15 protein-coding genes, 1 pseudogene and 1 riboswitch are annotated in these 16,000 nt (G+C 73.6%); of the genes and pseudogenes, 5 read left to right on the forward strand and 11 right to left on the reverse strand.

The features are described 5' to 3' along the window. Positions 1–44 precede the first annotated feature (44 nt). Together OG927_RS16900 and OG927_RS16905 are read right to left on the reverse strand one after the other, a co-directional pair. Entirely contained in the window at positions 45–599 is a 555-nt protein-coding gene (locus OG927_RS16900; RefSeq protein WP_056793065.1) for a tRNA adenosine deaminase-associated protein, read from the reverse strand. Between the two features lie 216 nt (positions 600–815). Beyond that, positions 816–1,052, reverse strand: a complete 237-nt coding sequence (locus tag OG927_RS16905; RefSeq protein ID WP_056793564.1) for a hypothetical protein — start codon at positions 1,050–1,052, stop codon at positions 816–818. Between the two features lie 115 nt (positions 1,053–1,167). On the opposite strand from OG927_RS16905, the gene upp reads away from it, so the two are divergent. Beyond that, positions 1,168–1,803, forward strand: a complete 636-nt coding sequence (gene upp / locus OG927_RS16910) for a uracil phosphoribosyltransferase (RefSeq protein WP_056793563.1) — start codon at positions 1,168–1,170, stop codon at positions 1,801–1,803. A 73-nt stretch (positions 1,804–1,876) separates the two neighbouring features. Here the strand turns inward: upp and OG927_RS16915 are convergent, their stop codons facing one another. The 5 genes and pseudogenes from OG927_RS16915 to OG927_RS16935 form a co-directional block, all read right to left on the reverse strand. Next, positions 1,877–2,473, reverse strand: coding sequence for a LytR C-terminal domain-containing protein (locus OG927_RS16915; protein WP_056793064.1), 597 nt, complete (start codon positions 2,471–2,473; stop codon positions 1,877–1,879). 142 nt (positions 2,474–2,615) lie between these two features. Then, positions 2,616–2,912, reverse strand: a complete 297-nt coding sequence (locus OG927_RS16920) for a type II toxin-antitoxin system VapB family antitoxin (RefSeq protein ID WP_003955420.1) — start codon at positions 2,910–2,912, stop codon at positions 2,616–2,618. Positions 2,913–3,246: 334 nt separating this feature from the next. Beyond that, entirely contained in the window at positions 3,247–4,794 is a 1,548-nt protein-coding gene (locus tag OG927_RS16925; protein WP_319101229.1) for a M28 family metallopeptidase, read from the reverse strand. A 103-nt stretch (positions 4,795–4,897) separates the two neighbouring features. Continuing rightward, positions 4,898–5,542 (reverse strand): annotated as a pseudogene (locus tag OG927_RS16930) (HhH-GPD-type base excision DNA repair protein). 221 nt (positions 5,543–5,763) lie between these two features. After that, the gene (locus OG927_RS16935; protein ID WP_124281774.1) at positions 5,764–6,174 is read right to left on the reverse strand and encodes a YciI family protein; all 411 of its coding nucleotides are present in this window, start codon (positions 6,172–6,174) and stop codon (positions 5,764–5,766) included. 181 nt (positions 6,175–6,355) lie between these two features. Between OG927_RS16935 and cbiE the strand changes: the two genes are divergently transcribed. Together cbiE and cobM are read left to right on the forward strand one after the other, a co-directional pair. After that, positions 6,356–7,627: a precorrin-6y C5,15-methyltransferase (decarboxylating) subunit CbiE gene (gene cbiE / locus OG927_RS16940; RefSeq protein WP_124281773.1), complete on the forward strand. Its 1,272-nt coding sequence runs from the start codon at positions 6,356–6,358 to the stop codon at positions 7,625–7,627. Further along, positions 7,627–8,376 carry a precorrin-4 C(11)-methyltransferase gene (cobM, locus tag OG927_RS16945; RefSeq protein ID WP_056793062.1) on the forward strand — a complete coding sequence of 250 codons (750 nt, stop codon included), beginning with the start codon at positions 7,627–7,629 and terminating at the stop codon, positions 8,374–8,376. Before cbiE ends, cobM begins: the two co-directional genes overlap by 1 nt. A 58-nt stretch (positions 8,377–8,434) precedes the next feature. Here the strand turns inward: cobM and OG927_RS16950 are convergent, their stop codons facing one another. Then, the gene (locus OG927_RS16950) at positions 8,435–9,553 is read right to left on the reverse strand and encodes a cobalt-precorrin-5B (C(1))-methyltransferase (RefSeq protein WP_124281772.1); all 1,119 of its coding nucleotides are present in this window, start codon (positions 9,551–9,553) and stop codon (positions 8,435–8,437) included. Between the two features lie 15 nt (positions 9,554–9,568). On the opposite strand from OG927_RS16950, the gene OG927_RS16955 reads away from it, so the two are divergent. Together OG927_RS16955 and OG927_RS16960 are read left to right on the forward strand one after the other, a co-directional pair. Continuing rightward, positions 9,569–10,333 carry a cobalt-precorrin-6A reductase gene (locus OG927_RS16955; protein ID WP_209470117.1) on the forward strand — a complete coding sequence of 255 codons (765 nt, stop codon included), beginning with the start codon at positions 9,569–9,571 and terminating at the stop codon, positions 10,331–10,333. Positions 10,334–10,579: 246 nt separating this feature from the next. Continuing rightward, positions 10,580–12,115, forward strand: a complete 1,536-nt coding sequence (locus tag OG927_RS16960) for an alpha-1,2-mannosidase (RefSeq protein WP_330320392.1) — start codon at positions 10,580–10,582, stop codon at positions 12,113–12,115. 79 nt (positions 12,116–12,194) lie between these two features. On the opposite strand, the gene cobJ is transcribed toward OG927_RS16960, so the two are convergent. The 3 genes from cobJ to OG927_RS16975 are packed head-to-tail and all read right to left on the reverse strand — an operon-like array spanning position 12,195 to position 15,698. Then, positions 12,195–13,724, reverse strand: coding sequence for a precorrin-3B C(17)-methyltransferase (gene cobJ / locus OG927_RS16965; RefSeq protein WP_056793058.1), 1,530 nt, complete (start codon positions 13,722–13,724; stop codon positions 12,195–12,197). Further along, positions 13,721–14,347 carry a precorrin-8X methylmutase gene (locus OG927_RS16970; RefSeq protein WP_056793057.1) on the reverse strand — a complete coding sequence of 209 codons (627 nt, stop codon included), beginning with the start codon at positions 14,345–14,347 and terminating at the stop codon, positions 13,721–13,723. The genes cobJ and OG927_RS16970 overlap by 4 nt, the downstream gene beginning before the upstream one ends. 46 nt (positions 14,348–14,393) lie before the next feature. Beyond that, positions 14,394–15,698, reverse strand: a complete 1,305-nt coding sequence (locus tag OG927_RS16975) for a cobalamin biosynthesis protein CobG (RefSeq protein WP_330320393.1) — start codon at positions 15,696–15,698, stop codon at positions 14,394–14,396. A gap of 129 nt (positions 15,699–15,827) precedes the next feature. After that, a riboswitch (cobalamin riboswitch) is annotated at positions 15,828–15,969 on the forward strand. Positions 15,970–16,000: the final 31 nt, after the last annotated feature.

Consider the following 16,000-nt stretch of genomic DNA (forward strand, 5'->3'; position numbering starts at 1 on the left):
GGCGGTGAGGAGGGTGGGGGTGGTGGTGCGTTCACCCGCGGACCCTAGCGGACGGACTCCAGGACCTCGGCCGCGCCCAGCGCGTCCGCGATCTCCCCCAGCGCGTCGGTGCGCAGGGTCAGCAACTCCTTCTCGGACAGCCCGAGGTCGGTGAGGATCCCGAGTTCGCCCAGCGGCCCCGCCGGTACGGCGTCGGGGTCGTGGTCCGGGTCGGTATCGGCCACGACGGGGGCGGCCCGGCCGTGGGCGTCGTCGTCCTGCGTACCGTCGAGGTCGACGAGTTCCTCCAGTGCGGCGATCTCGTCCTCGGCCCCCGGTTCACGGCCGAGCAGTTCGTCGGTGAGCAGGATCTCCCCGTACGAGGAGCGGGCGGCGGCGGACGCGTCCGAGACGTAGATACGGGGGTCCTCCTCACCGTCCACCCGGATGACGCCGAACCAGGCGTCCTCCTGCTCGATGTAGACCAGGACCGTGTCCTCGTCCATCGAGGCCTCACGGGCCAGATCAGTCAGGTCGGACAGGGTTTCGACATCGTCGAGCTCTGTATCGCTCGCTTCCCACCCGTCTTCGGTGCGCGCGAGCAGTGCGGCGAAGTACACCGTGACTCTCCCACTGGTCATAGGCGAATCGGTCCGACGGGAGGGCAGCCGGTGGTCCGGCCGCCCTGGGCCCCGCCCAATCGGCATCGTGGCAGAAACGAGCGCGATGCGAGACGTCTTCGGCCGTTGCGTCGGCCATCAGTTCCGCAATTCGCTGCCGGCCCGTGCTCCCCCGCGCCCCTCCCGGGGCCGGTCCGGCGGCCACGTGGACGGCGGTCACCAGCGGAACGTACGCATCCGCATCTGTTGGCGCATACGGGCCGCGCGGGCGCGGCGCGGCTGGACCCGGTCGCGGAGCTGCTTCGCCTCGTGCAGTTCGCGGAGGAACTGCGCCCGGCGCCTCCGGCGCGCAGCGTCACTCTCCTGCGCGTCCGGCACGTTCTCCCGCGCGTCGGGCAGGTCGCGCGCGTCGCGCGCGGCCTGCCGCTGATTTCGCTGTTCCCCGTCGGGCAATCGACACACCACCCCAAGCCTGGGTCCGTATGCACCCACCTTCCCTCCGAACAGGCGGTTGATGCCAGCGCAGACTGGCGGGAACCCTGCCCGGGGCCCGGCTACTGTGGACGTCATGCGGATCCACGTCGTCGACCACCCGCTGGTGGCGCACAAACTCACCACGCTGCGCGACAAGCGCACCGACTCCCCGACCTTCCGGCGGCTCGCCGACGAGCTGGTCACCCTCCTGGCGTACGAGGCCACCAGGGATGTGCGGACCGAGCAGGTCGACATCGAGACCCCGGTGACGCCCACGACCGGTGTGAAGCTGTCGTACCCCCGGCCGCTCGTCGTCCCGATCCTGCGCGCCGGGCTCGGCATGCTCGACGGCATGGTGCGGCTGCTCCCGACCGCCGAGGTCGGCTTCCTGGGCATGATCCGCAACGAGGAGACCCTCCAGGCGGAGACGTACGCGACGCGGATGCCCGAGGACCTCTCCGGCCGTCAGGTCTACGTCCTGGACCCGATGCTGGCCACCGGCGGCACGCTCGTCGCGGCCATCAGGGAACTCATCAAGCGCGGGGCGGACGACGTCACCGCGGTCGTGCTGCTCGCCGCGCCCGAGGGCGTCGAGGTGATGGAGCGCGAGCTGGCCGGCACGCCGGTCACGGTGGTCACCGCCTCGGTCGACGAGCGGCTCAACGAGAACGGCTACATCGTGCCGGGCCTCGGCGACGCGGGCGACCGGATGTACGGCACCGTCGACTGACGGTGCCCGAGGCGCGGCGCCTTCGGCCGGCGGTGCCCGACGCGGCACCGCCGGCCGAAGGCGCCGTTCCGGTTCAGCAGGAGGACGGCGCCGGCGCGGGCTTCGTCAGCGCCGTGAGCGCCGAAGCCGCCGCGGCGGGCGAGCTGAACGTCTTGAACTTCGTACCGATGATCAGATCGACGTCCGCCGTCCTGCGGGTGTCGGTCCTCTGTACGGCCCCGGGAAGCTGCGTGGCCAGCACCGTGAACGAACCGTTCGTGGCCGCCGGAGCGCCGAGGAGCAGTCCGGTGCCGGACACCTTCTTGTCGTAGGCGGCCGGGGCGTTGTCCACCTTGCCGATGGCGAAGCCGCGCTTCTTCAACTCGTCCGCGGCGGCCTTGGCGAGCCCGCTGCGCGGCGTCGCGTTGTAGATGTTGACCTTGATCGCCGCCGGCCGGGGGAGCGCCTTGACGGGCGCTGCCGCCGTCGGGGAGGGGCAGGCCTTCGCACGCTCGGCGGCGTTGGCCTGCTTGTCGCCCCCGGTGAAGACGTCGATGAGCTGGAGCGTGCCCCATCCGGCGAGGCCGAGGGCCGCCACTGCGGCGATCGCCGAGAGGATCAGCTTGCGGCGGTGACGCGGGCGGCGCATGCGGGGGTAGGTGTTCCCCGTGACGCGGTACTTTCCGCCCATGCCGGGAGGGGTCAGCATGCTCATGGGCGCAGCGTAGTGCGACCTGGTGATGATGCCTACTAAACGATCAACAGATGGCACCCGTACGAGCATAAAAGCACCCGAAAGGCCCGAAATGGCCCACGGGTGGGAGTGGCGGGACTCAGCCGAGCTCGAGGACGCGCGCGTGCAGCACCTGGCGCTGCTGCAGGGCCGCCCGCACGGCACGGTGCAGCCCGTCCTCGAGATAGAGGTCCCCCTGCCACTTCACGACGTGGGCGAACAGGTCGCCGTAGAAGGTGGAGTCCTCGGCGAGGAGGGTTTCGAGGTCCAGCTGGCCCTTGGTGGTCACCAGTTGGTCGAGGCGGACCGGGCGCGGCGCGACATCCGCCCACTGCCGGGTGCTTTCCCGGCCGTGGTCAGGATATGGCCGCCCATTTCCGATGCGCTTGAAGATCACACGGAAAGCCTACCGGGCAAGGGCCTCCGGGCGCAGCCGCGGGACGGGACTGCGCCGCCGTGCAAAACGCTTCCAAACGGGGGATAGCGGATAGGGGTCGCCGTAAGTGGACGCGGGAGCCGCGACGCATACCGGCCGCGGTGGCGGGACATCGCCGCCAGGGACGCCTTCTCCGGGCACCGCGGGCGCACTCGGCGTGCTCCGCCGGAGCGGACCGACGGTCGCCGGGCACGCTCCTACGGGGCGGGCGGATCTCCCGCTCGCTCCTTCCCGGCGTGGCGGCCGTGGGCGGTGAGCGGGACTCACCGCCCACGGCATGCGGAGCCGGGTCCCGCTACTCGGTGACTCCGTGTGTGTGGCCCTCGCGCAGCCCTCCGCCACCGCCGGTTTCGCCGGCGGTGGGCGCGGCCGGGCCCGGGCGGGTCAGGGAGCGCAGGTCGTGGGCGTAGGTGCCGACGGCGTTGGCGATCACATCGATGTTGGTGTCGAAGTGGGCCATGTCGACGTTGTCCAGGTCGTCGCAGGCCGCGTGGTAGCACGGGTCGTACGCGATGCCGGCCGTCCCGCCGAAGGTCTTGGCCTGGTCGGCCGTCTTGACGCCCTCGGCGCCGGTGTCCGTACCGCCGGAGGGGATGCCGACCTCGATGAACGGCCCGTAGTCGGAGCGTCCCGTGAAGTCCGTGCCGGTGTGCGGCTTGTTCTTCCCGTCCAGGAAGTCGTTGATGTCGCGCTCCAGTTGTGCGGAGCCCTCCGGGCCGGGGCCCGCGCCCGTGCCGTCGGAGTCGTCGCCGTCGAAGACGAACTGCGCGCCGTTCGGCGACGCGATCATGTCGAAGTTCAGGTAGAGCGCGATCTGCTCGCGCTGTGCCCCGGAGAGCTTGGCGACGTACGCCTCCGAGCCGAGGAGGCCGTTCTCCTCGGCCGACCACCACGCGAAGCGCACCTTGTTGGCGGGCTGCTCGTGCGACTCGGCGAGTCGCAGGGCGACTTCGAGGAGACCGGCCGAGCCGGAACCGTTGTCGTTGATGCCGGGACCGTCGGTGACCGAGTCGAGATGGGCACCGAGCATGACCGTCTTCGCGGCGTTCCCGCGCCGGGTCTCCGCGACGACGTTGCGGGTGGTGCGCTCCTCCTGGAGCTGGCGGATCTCGAAGGAGACCGTCACCTCGCTCCCGGCCAGGCCGGCGACGAGTTTCTCGCCCTCCGCCCGGGTGAGTCCGCCGGTGGGGATCTTCCCCGACGAGACGTCCCCGAGGGTGCCGGAGAGCACGCCCTCGGTGTTGTTGTAGATCACCGCTCCCGCCGCTCCCGCGCTGCCGGCGGCCGCCTGCTTGTCGGCGAAGGAGCAGCCGCCGCGCTTGATCAGCGCGATCTTTCCGGTGAAGTCCGCGGAGGCGTAGTCGGCCGCCTCGCAGCCGGTGGTGGCGTCGACGGGGACGGCGAGGAGGGCCGCCCGGATGCCGCCCGCCCCGGTGGACTTCGTGTACGTCATCGCCTTGATGTCGATGTCACGGGGCGTGGGCGAGACCACGGAGAGCTTCTCGGCGAGCGTCTCGGTGTAGACGAAGCCGAAGGTCCGGTAGTCCACCGCGTAGCCGGCCTCCCGGAGCTGCCGGTAGACGTAGGCGGCGGAGGCGTCGTGCCCGAGCGAGCCGGCCGCGCGGTGGCCCTCCGCCGAGTCGGCTATCGCCTGGAAGCGCCGCAGATGCCGGTACGCGTCCTTCGCGGACGAGTCGCGCACGAGCTCCCGCGACAGCTTCGCGGCGGCTTCGGCCGGGTCGTGCGGTGCGTGTCCGGGGTGGGGGGACGCGGCGAGGAGGAGGGGTGTGGCGAGGGCGGTGGCGGCCGCAGCAGCCAGGGATCTGCGACGAGATGCGTGCACAGGAGTCCTTCCGGTGTGTACGGATGTGCGGGAGGGCCGGCGCGTCGGCCGGTCCCCGTGAAGCCTGTAAGCGTCCGTGGCCGCCCGTGCGGCCCGTACCTGATCACCTGGTCCGGCCCGCCGCTCTGGCCGCCGCCTTCGCCTGCTGCTTGCGCGCCCGCACCGCGGCGAGCGAATCGGGTCCGGTGATGTCCGCCACCGAGCGGTGCGAGCCCGCCTCGCCGTACGGTCCTGCGGCCTCCCGCCGGCCCGTGGGGCGTACACCGAACTGCTTGCCGAGCAGGGCCGGGAAGATCTGCGCCTTCTGGGTGCCGAAGCCGGGCAGGGCCGTGAGCCGTTCCAGCAGCTCGGAGCCGGTCGCGGCGTCCGCCCATACGGCGCTCGCCTCCCCGTCCTACTCCGCCACCAGGTACTGGCAGAGCTGCTGCACCCTCCCCCGAGCTCTGAAGGAGCAGGGGGGACCCCCACGGCCATGGAACCGGGACAGCGGTGCAGCGCGGGTTTCGCGGTGAAGAGCGCGGTGAACGCCTCGGGGTCGTACGAGGCGATCCGCCGGGCGTCCAGATCGTCCGACTCCATGCGGACGGCCAGGGTGAACGGCCCGGTGAACGCCCACTCCATCGGCCTGCTGCTGGTCCAGCAGCAGGCCGACGAGGGCGGCCGGCGGACTGCGTCCCAGGAGTTCGTCCGCCTCGGGCTGCTGGGCGATCCGCACGGTGCGGCCCTTGCCGTCGTCGCGCTTCGTCATGTCTTCGATGATCGCGAGACCGGCGGGGTTCGGCGACTCGATGGCGCCTTCGGGTGGTGGCGTACGGCTCCGCCGTCAGGGGAGCAGCCGGGCCGCGCGCGTCCGCGGGTGGTGGGCCTCCGACGCACGAGCCGCGCCGAGGACCTGCGGCGCGTGCCGGTGCAGCAGGTCCCCGGTGTCCTCGGCCCGCGCTTCACCCGTGCCTCCGGCCAGGTGGTTCCTCAGAGGTCGCCGCCCGATCCGATCGGACGGATCACCACGGGGTGCGCGGGCGCGCCCGCGGGCTGCGGGCAGAGCGCGATGCGCGCCGCGATCTCGGTCACCCGCTCCGGGCTCGCGCAGTCGAGCACCCAGTACCCGGCGAGCACCTCCTGGGTCTCGGCGTACGGACCGTCGGAGACCACCGGCCGACCGTCGGTGCCCGCACGCACGAAGAGGGTCTTCGCGGGTTCGGCCAGACCGTTGGCGTCGACCAGCTCACCGGACTCGGCGAGGTCGTTGTTGATCTCTTCCATGAAGGCGAACATCGCCTGCATGTCCTGCTCGTTCCAGGCCGGGCTGCCCCCGGACGCCTTGCCGCCCATCGCCTCGTAGTCGGCCTGCGATCCCTGCACCATCACGAGGTACTTCATGGTCTTCTCCTCCGGTTGCCGCGCCGCCCTCGTGGGCGGCTCCCACAGGGGACGCCGGAGCCCGGGGCGGGTTCTCGTCACCACGCGGGGACTGCCCCGGAATCACTCCGCCGCGCAGGTCCGGAGTCACGTCCCAGTAGAGTTCGGCAGCGTCATCCACCGAAACACCGAGGTAGCGGCCGTGTCCCCCGCATCATCCGTACCCCCCGTCCCGCCGCCCGGGTCCGCCGTGAGTGTCGTGGGAATCGGCGCCGACGGATGGGCGGGCCTGCCGGAGACCGCGCGCTCGGTGCTCCTGGACGCCGAGGTCCTGATCGGCGGAGAGCGCCAGCTGGGGCTGCTCCCTCCGGTGTGCGCGGGGCGGCGGGTGCCCTGGCCCTCGCCCCTGCGGCCCGCGGTGCGTGGGCTGCTCGCCGCCCACGCGGGGAGCAGGATCGCGGTCCTGGCCAGCGGTGACCCCATGTTCTACGGCATCGGACGGGCCCTCACCGAGGAGCTGGGGGCCGGGGCCCTGCACGTCCTGCCGCACCCGTCCTCGGTGTCGTACGCCTGCGCCCGGCTCGGCTGGGCCCTGGAGGACACGGAGACCGTCACGCTCGTGGGGCGCCCCACGGCCCGGCTGGCCGCCGCGCTGCACGACGGGCGCCGGCTGGTGGTCCTCGGCGCCGACGCGACGGCCCCCGCCGCGGTGGCGGCACTGCTGCGGGAGCACGGCTTCGGCCCGAGCCGGATGCGGGTGCTCGAGCAGCTGGGCGGCATGGACGAGGACTGCCTGGACGGCACCGCGGACACCTGGGCGCACCCGGCCGGCGACCCGCTGAACGTCATCGCGGTGGACTGCCGGGCCGCCCCCGACGCCCTGCGCCTCGGCGCCGTGCCGGGACTGCCCGACGAGGCGTACGAGCACGACGGCCAGCTCACCAAGAGGCACGTGCGGGCGGCCACCCTGGGCGTCCTCGCCCCCGCTCCCGGCGAGCTCCTGTGGGACATCGGAGGCGGGTCCGGCTCGATCGCGGTGGAGTGGCTGCGGACCCACCCGTCCTGCCGCGCGGTGACCGTGGAGCGCGACCCGGAGCGTGCGCGGCGCATCGCCCGCAACGCGGACCGGCTCGGTGTTCCGGCGCTGCGTGTGGTCACCGGCCGGGCTCCGGACACGCTGGCCGGGCTGCCCGTGCCCGACGCCGTCTTCGTCGGCGGCGGGCTCACTGCCCCCGGCCTGCTCGACGCCTGCTGGGACGCGCTCCCCGCGGGCGGACGGCTGGTCGCCAACACCGTCACGCTGGAGTCCGAGGCGCTGCTCGCGGACCGGTACCGCCGGTTCGGCGGCGCGCTGGTACGGCTGGCGGTGTCCCACGCGGTGCCGGTCGGCGGGTTCACGGGGTGGCGGCAGGCCATGCCCGTCACGCAGTGGTCCGTGCGCAAGACCTCTTCGACCCCCTCAGGAGACAACTGATGACCGTGTACTTCATCGGCGCGGGCCCCGGCGCCGCCGATCTGATCACCGTGCGCGGCGCCCGTATCCTCGCCGCCAGCCAGGTCTGCCTGTACGCGGGCAGCCTGGTGCCGCGCGAACTGCTCGCGGAGTGCCCGCCGGACGCCCTGCTCGTGGACACCGCCCGGCTCGACATCGACCGGATCACCGCCGAGCTGGTCCGTGCGCACGAGGGCGGGCACGACGTCGCCCGGCTGCACTCGGGCGACCCCTCGGTCTTCAGCGCGGTCAACGAGCAGATGCGGCGGCTCGACGAGGCCGGCGTGCCGTACGAGGTGGTGCCGGGAGTGCCCGCGTTCGCGGCGGCGGCGGCGGCGCTGAAGCGCGAGCTGACCGTGCCCACCGTCGGGCAGACGGTGATCCTCACACGTGTCGCCCAGCGCGCGACCGCGATGCCCGAGGGCGAGGACCTGGCGACGCTGGGACGCAGCGGCGCGCTGATCGTGCTGCACCTCGCGGCACAGTACGTCGACCGGGTGGTCGACGAGCTCCTGCCGCACTACGGGGCGGACTGCCCCGTCGCGGTGGTCGCCATGGCGTCGCGCCCGGACGAGATCATCCTGCGCGGCTCGCTGGACTCCATCGCGGAGCAGGTCAAGGCGGCCGGGGTGGTCCGGACCGCGGTGATCATGGTGGGCCGGACGCTGGGCGCGGAGCAGTTCCGGGACAGCCACCTGTACTCCCCGGCCCGGGACCGCCACACCTGCTGAGCCGCGGAGGGCCGGCCGGCCCCCGGGCGCGACGGGAGGATCCCGGCCGGTGGCACCGTCAGCGCACTTCGCTGCGCCCCACCACCGTGCCCGCCCGGTCGATACAGATGACGTCCACGGCCACCGGCGCCCCGCGCAGCACCGAGAGTGCCTGGTCCCGGGCCGCCACCGCGACCAGGTCGCCGAGCGGCACCCCGGCCGCCATGCAGAGCTGCAGTGCCGCGAGGCCCGTGTTCGCCACCTCGATCTCGGCGGCCAGGGCCTCGCTCGCCCCGCCCTGCCGTGCCAGCCGCGCCAGGAAGGGCTTGTCGACCTGGGAGCGGCCCGAGTGCAGGTCCAGGTGACCGGCGGCGAGCTTGGACAGCTTCGCGAACCCGCCGCAGATCGTCAGCCGGTCCACCGGATGACGGCGTACGTACTTCAGCACCGCACCCGCGAAGTCCCCCATGTCCAGCAGAGCGATCTCCGGCAGTCCGTGCTCGGCCGCCACCGTCTTCTCCGAGGTCGAGCCCGTGCACCCCGCCACGTGCGTCTGCCCGGCCGCCAGCGCCACGTCCACGCCGCGGCGGATCGAGTCGATCCAGGCCGAGCAGGAGTACGGCACCACGACGCCCGTCGTCCCCAGGATCGAGAGCCCGCCCAGGATGCCCAGACGGATGTTCCACGTGAAACGTGCGATCTCCTCGCCGTCGTCCACCGAGATCGTGATCTCGACGTCCCCGGTGCCCCCGTGTTCCGCGGCCACCCGTGCCACGTGGTCCCGCATCATCTGGCGGGGCACGGGATTGATCGCGGGTTCCCCGACGTCGAGCGGCAGCCCGGGGAGCGTCACCGTGCCCACACCGGGCCCGGCCCGGAACACCACCCCGGACCCGGGCGGCAGCAGCCGTACGGTGGACCGGACGAGCGCGCCGTGCGTGACGTCCGGATCGTCGCCCGCGTCCTTGACCACGCCCGCCGTGGCCCGTCCCTCGGCGAGCTCCTCCACCGCGAGTGCGAAGGCGGGGGTCTGGCCCCTGGGCAGCGTGATCGTCACCGGATCGGGGAACTCGCCGGTCAGGAGGGCGGTGTACGCGGCCGTGGTCGCCGCCGTCGCACAGGCACCGGTCGTCCATCCCGGTCGCAGACCGGTGTGCTTGAGTTGGGCGGTGCGCCCGCCCTGCGCCTCACTGCTCATGGATGGACCGGTCCCATGCCCTTGCACGTACTCGTCCTCGGCGGCACGACGGAGGCCCGCCGCCTCGCGGAGTGCCTGGTGGCCGCGGACGGACCGGCCTGGGTGCGGGTGACCAGCTCACTGGCGGGCCGGGTCGCCAGCCCGAGACTGCCGCCGGGCGAGACGCGCGTCGGCGGGTTCGGCGGGGCCGACGGAATGGCGGAGTGGCTCCGCGCACACCGAGTGGATGCGGTCATCGACGCCACCCATCCTTTCGCCGGGACGATCAGTTTCAACGCGGCCTCGGCCGCTGCCGCAGTCCATGTTCCCCTGCTTGCGCTGCGCCGGCCCGGCTGGGTGCCCTCGGACGGCGACCGGTGGCACATGACCGACTCCCTGGCGGGGGCGGCGGAGCTCCTTCCGGGGCTGGGGCGGCGCGTCTTCCTCACGACCGGGCGGATGGGGCTGGCCGCGTTCGCGGAGCTGGACCCGCTGTGGTTCCTGATGCGTTCGGTGGACGCCCCGGAGGCCCCGTACCCGGCACGGATGGAGATCCTGCTGGACCGGGGGCCGTTCTCCCTGGACGGGGAGCGGGAGCTCGTCCGGCGGTACGGCGTCGACGTCCTCGTGACGAAGGACAGCGGCGGCCACGCGACCGCCCCCAAACTCACCGCCGCGCGGGAGGCCGGGATCCCGGTGGTCGTGGTCCGCCGCCCGCCGGCCCCCGACGGCGTACCGGTGGCGGGGACCCCGGAGGAGGCCGTCGCCTGGCTGCGGGGCCTCGTGGGGCAGGGGGCCTGAGGCCTTTCGGCCGGATCGGTCCGGGCGCGTCGGAGGGCCCGCGCCTCCGCCGGCCACGGATCGTCGGCGGTGCCGGGGAGGCCCCGTACCGCCGGACCGACGGCCCGGCGGGAGGTCAGCCGGTGGCAGAGCCACGACCACCGGGAACCCGTCGCGAGGAGCAATGTCAGTGGCCGTCGTTAACGTCTTGGGCAGACCCACTCACCAACGCCTCGAACCGGCGTGACGAAGGCTCAGGAGCCCCCCATGCAACCGACGTTCGCCGACTTCTCCGCCACGCCGGTCAGCGTGTCCAATGCCGGGATCAGGTACCGCGACTGCCATGAGGCACCGTCACACCTGGTGATGGGGGCCGACGCGAGCACCGAGCTCGACTTCGAGGTGGACGGTGCGGAGCAGATCCTCGAGGCGACGCTCAAGGTCACCGCGCTGGTCTCCAAGCTGGGCGGGTCCCCCGGACACGCGCCGGTCGACCTGCTGCTGAACGGGAAGGTGCTGACGGAGGGGCTCACCGTGCCCGGTGGCGGCGACCTGCCGCAGGACAACGTCTTCGCCGTGCCGGGCGAGCTGCTGAGGCCGGGTACCAACACGCTGGAGATACGCACGGGGGCCGACGCGCGCAGCATGCTCTGGCTCTACCGCGTCACGCTCGACTCCGTGTACGAGCGCGGCCGTTCCGAGCGCGCGATGGCCGCGGCGGCTGCCCGGGACACGGTCTTCACCTACACGACGGAGCGGCGTCTGCCGTTCACCTCGGACTGGCGGCCCGGCCCCCGGCTGCTGTTCCACGTCGACCGGGGTGAGCAGTCGCTGCCCGCCCAGCTGGGATGGCGCGGGCAGAACGGCGCGGAGTCGGCGATCAGCTTCCAGTCGAACATGTCCGACTTCCACGGCCACCACCGCGCCGCCGACGGCACTCTCGCCGAGTTCCGTGGCCGCGTCATCGGGCGCGGGGCGTTCCCGGAGGGGACCGAGGGCGTCCGTGTGCACCGCTTCCGCACCGAGGAGGGGTGGGGCGGCGGCTGGCACGACTCCGGCGAGCTGCGGATCCTGGTGGAGGACGGTTCCGGCCCCGTGGAGCGGGTGACCTGGCGTGACCAGCGGGGCAACTCCGGTGTGGCCGGGCTGAGCATCGCCACCGGGCGTTCGGGGGCGGGGGACGCGCCGGACGTGACCGCGGGGGCGACGGTCGTCGACGTCAGCGACGAGTTCGAGGAGGTCGGGGAGGTGGCGACGAATCTGCTCCGGGACTCCCGGGCGAAGTGGCTGGCCGGCTCGTGCGAAGCCACCGTGGATTTCGCGTTCGGCCGGCCCCTCGCCCTCACCGGCTACACGCTGACGACCGCCAACGACTTCCCGGACCGTGATCCCCGGGACTGGACCCTGCTCGGCTCGCAGGACGGCATCCGCTGGACGGAGCTGGACTCCCGGGCCGGGGAGAGCTTCACCGGGCGCTTCGAGAGCAGGCGTTTCCGGATCGGTGCCGCCCCGGTGGCCTACTCCCGCTACCGCCTCGACATCACCGGCAACGGGGGCGCGGGCGAGATACAGCTCTCCGGTGTGCGGTTCGCCGGAGTCACCTCGGACCACTTCAGCGGCTACTACCAGCGGCACGACGAGGGCCCCATCGGATACCGGGGCACGGCCCTCGCCACCCCGGACGACGCCGCGGAGCGCGAGCGGACGGCCCGCCTCGCCGTGGAGCTGGAGCAGGCGGCCCGCAGCCTGGCCGAGGCGGCCCGGTCCATCGGCAGGCTGGCGGACTCGGTCCGGGACCGCTGATCCGTCCGGGCACCGCTTCGGCCCGGCCGCCCGGACACCGCCCGGCGCGGCCGGCCCGGGCGGTGTCCGGAGGGCTCCGTCAGCCCTCCGGGTAGCGGCGCGGCGTCCAGACGATCTGCCGGCCGTCGCCCCGTCGCACCCAACGGGTCTGCGAGGAACCCACGATCAGGATCGTCCGCATGTCGACCTCGGCCGGATCGAGATCGGCGAGCCGCACCGTGCGCACGCTCTCCGCCGGCCCGCCGACATCACGCCCGAGCACCACGGGGGTGTCCGGGGAGCGGTGTTCCAGCAGCAGGTCCCGGGCCTTGCCGACCTGCCAGGTCCGGCTGCGGGAGCCGGGGTTGTAGAGCGCCAGGACCAGGTCGGCCGTCGCGGCGGCGCGCAGCCGCTCGGCGATGACCTCCCAGGGCTTGAGCCGGTCCGAGAGCGAGAGGGTGGCGTAGTCGTGGCCCAGCGGAGCACCCGCGCGGGCGGCTGCGGCGTTGGCCGCGGTCACCCCGGGCAGCACCCGCACCGCTATGTCCGTGTACGCGTCCTGCGAGGCCACTTCCAGCACGGCCGTCGCCATGGCGAAGACCCCCGGGTCGCCGCCGGACACGACGGCCACACGGCGTCCCCGGCGTGCCAGGTCCAGGGCGAATTCGGCGCGCTCCGACTCGACCTTGTTGTCGGAGCCGTGGCGCTGCTGCCCCGGGCGGACCGGGACCCGGTCCAGATACGTCGTGTAGCCGACGAGGTCGTCGGCGGCGGCCAGCGCCCCCCGCGTCTCGGGCGTCAGCCACAGTGGTCCCGCGGGGCCGGTGCCGACGACGACGACCTCACCGGTGCCCGGGGCCGCCGACGGTGCGGGGCGGGGCGCGTCGATCCTGCTGGGCAGCACCGCGACCGCGAAGTACGGCACCGAGTCGGCGTCCGTGTCCGCCAGGTCGCCGGTGCGCTCCCCGGCCATCGTGGCCCGCTCCACGTACCGCGCCTCGGGCAGCCGCCCGGACGCCTCGAACGCGCGGCGCACGGCGGGGAACGTACGGCCCAGCTTCATCACCACCGCGGAGTCCGTGGCCGCCAGACGTGCCGTCAGCTCCTCCTCCGGCAGCGTGCCGGGCAGGATCGTCAGCACCTCCTCGCCCTCGACGAGCGGCGTGCCGAGCCGGGCGGCGGCGGCGCTGACCGACGTGACGCCGGGGACGACCTCGGTGGCGTAACGGTGCGCGAGCCGCTTGTGCATGTGCTGGTACGAGCCGTAGAAGAGCGGGTCGCCCTCGGCGAGCACGGCGACGGTGCGTCCGGCGTCGAGGTGCACGGCGAGCCGGGCCGCGGCCTCGGTGTAGAACTCGTCCAGTGCGCCCCGGTAGCCGCCGGGGTGGTCCGTGGTCTCCGTCGTGAGGGGGTAGACCAGTGCCTCTTCGATGTGGTCGGCGCGGATGTGCTGCGCCGCGATCGAGCGGGCGATGGAACGGCCGTGGCGGGCGGAGTGGTACGCGACGACATCGGCCTCGGCGATGATCTGTACGGCCCGCACGGTCATCAGGGCCGGGTCACCGGGGCCGAGCCCGACACCGTACAGCCGCCCGGTGCCTCCGGTGCTCTGCTGCTCGCTCACGCTCACTCCTCCTCGCTGGCGATCGCGTTGAGGGCGGCGGCCGCCAGGGCGCTGCCGCCGCGCCGGCCGCGCACGATCAGGTGCTCCAGGCCGGACGTGTGGACGGCCAGGGCCTCCTTGGACTCGGCGGCCCCGATGAAGCCGACCGGCACACCGATGACGGCGGCCGGGCGGGGAGCACCGTCCTCGATCATCTCCAGCAGGCGGAAGAGCGCGGTGGGTGCGTTGCCGACGGCGACGACGGCCCCCTCCATCCGGTCGCGCCACAGCTCCAGGGCGGCGGCGCTGCGGGTGGTGCCGAGCTTCGCGGCCAGCCCGGGGACGGCCGGGTCGGACAGGGTGCAGATCACGTCGTTGTCCGCGGGCAGGCGCTTGCGGGTGACACCGCTGGCGACCATGGCCACGTCGCACAGGATCGGCGCACCGGAGCGGAGCGCCGCGCGGGCGTCGGCCACGGCGTTCGGCGAGAAGGCGAGATCGCGTACGAGATCGACCATGCCGCAGGCGTGGATCATGCGGACGGCGACCTGGCTCACGTCGGCGGGCAGCCCGGCCAGATCCGCCTCCGCGCGGATGGTGGCGAAGGACTGGCGGTAGATCGCCGGTCCGTCCTTCTCGTACTGGTGCACAGTGCTGTCGCTTTCTTTCTTCAGGGGTGCTTCGGGTACTGGGTGGTCAGGCGGTACGGGCGTCGCGTGCCGCCGCCACGGCGGCGGCGAGCGCGGCCGGGTCGTCCCGGACGGTCGCCGCCGGGGTGGTCCGGTCCCCCCGCACATGGGAGATCCGGTGTCCTGCGGGGGTGGCGACCACGTCGATCCACTCCCCGTGCGGATGGCCGCACCGGCGTTCGCACCCGGACCAGTACACAGGGAGCCGTCCCGCCGGTCCGACGGCGGCCCCCGCCTGGGCCCGTACGTCGGCCAGTGACTTCGCGCAGCCGGGCTGCCCGATGCACGCCCCGACACCGGCCCACGCGGAGCCCGGGCCGACGATCAGCCCGGCCCCGGAGAGGGCGCCGAGCAGGCCGTCCACCCGCTCGGGGACGACGCGGGAGACGACGGCGCCGCGCCACGGGGTGAGCCTCAGCTCGCCGGAGCCCGACAGGAGCCGCCACTGCTCCCGGTCCAGCCGCCCCAGCGGTACGCCGACGGAGAGCGCGACCTCGTGGCCCCGGCCCCGCACGGGCCCGGGGGCCGGGGGGCGGGCGCCGGACGGGCGGGGGTGACGGTCCGGCGCGGCGGGGATCCCGGCGTCCCGCAGGCGTCGGACGACGGCGCCGGACAGGGCGGACGCCTCGTCGTCGGGCAGGTCCTTCACCCGCCAGGCCCCGGTCGGGCGGGCCGCGTCCAGGAACGCCCCGGCGGCGAGGAGGGCGGCACGCGGGCCGTCGTCGGCCGGCAGGCGGAGGACGGCGTCCGTGGGTCCGACGCGCAGCAACGCGGTCTCGCCGGTACGGGCCAGCAGGGCGAGGTCGGCGCCGAGGGCGTCGACGTCTCCGCGGCCGTCGTCGAGCGCGAAGAGGAACCGGCCGGAGAGGTCCGCGGCGCGGTCGCTGCCGCAGACGAGCCGGTCGAGCTCGGTCAGCCACGGCCCGACGTCCGCGGACCCGAGACCGTCGAGACCGGAGAGGGGGGAGGCGACGAAGTTGCGTACCCGCTCGTGGCGTTCGGAGGGAAGGAGTCCGGCCCCGCTCAGCAGCCGGGCCAGTTCCGGACCGCAGTCCGGGGCGAGGCCGCGCAGTTGGACGTTGCCGCGCGACGTGAGATGCAACTCACCGTCGCCCAGCCGCAGTGCGGCGTCCAGGAGCGTGTCCGCCCCGGCCGCGGTCAGCACCCCGCCGGGTATGCGGACCCGCGCCAGCGCACCGTCGTCCGCACGGTGCAGACGCAGTGTCCCGGGGCAGGCGTCACCACTGCTCCGGGCACACGCGTCGCCCGGAGACCGGGGCGAACTGGAGGATGCGGACATGGCGGCGAGCATACCCACCGTGACCGTGGCACAGCCCTGCGGTCACTGTGAGCTGCAGGACATCCCGGCGGGGCCGCGCCCCATCCCGGCCCAGCCGCGTCAGGGGCCCTGGTCACACCCGCCCACCTGCGGCCTACTATGCCTAGCGGCGGTCCGTTCGGTCCGCCATCGCCAGACGGCGACATGGGAGGAAGCCCGGTGAGATTCCGGCGCGGTCCCGCCACTGTGAGCCCGGTCCACGACCGGGCGAGTCAGGAACTCCTGCCGTCCGACACCGCCCGGGGCGTGGACACCCCGAGGAAGGCCTGACCCCG

It is taken from the genome of Streptomyces clavifer (assembly GCF_036345975.1).
Lineage (GTDB): Bacteria > Actinomycetota > Actinomycetes > Streptomycetales > Streptomycetaceae > Streptomyces > Streptomyces clavifer.